This is a genomic window from Bradyrhizobium campsiandrae (genome assembly GCF_014529705.1).
Classification (GTDB): domain Bacteria; phylum Pseudomonadota; class Alphaproteobacteria; order Rhizobiales; family Xanthobacteraceae; genus Bradyrhizobium; species Bradyrhizobium campsiandrae.
The window spans coordinates 1-242 of record NZ_JAANIH010000423.1 but is presented as its reverse complement, the minus strand read 5'-3'; the positions used below and the strand labels follow the sequence as shown (position 1 = coordinate 242).

Annotated in this window: 1 protein-coding gene; it reads left to right on the top strand. The window is 63.2% G+C overall.

The window, feature by feature from the left end:
• Nucleotides 1-208, top strand: a 208-nt coding sequence (locus G8O24_RS43765) for a hypothetical protein (protein WP_210324930.1), incomplete at its 5' end; no start/stop codon positions are given.
• Nucleotides 209-242: the final 34 nt, after the last annotated feature.

Here is a 242-nt window from a genome sequence, read left to right as displayed (position 1 = left end):
TGCCTACGCGCATCTCTTGATGCAGATCAGGAACCGCGTGGTGCCGGTCGTGGTGCATCTGGTGCTGTTGATCGCAGCCTTCATCACCTTGCCGCTTGGCATCGCCAGCGCCTATGGCGAGCCGCCGAGCCGCGGCAGCACCATCTTCGTGAACAGCGGCTGCACCGAAAACAGCAGGAGCGCGCTGACGAAGATCGCAGCGGTATAGACCGTCAGCAGCAACCGGTTGCGCGAGGTGGACG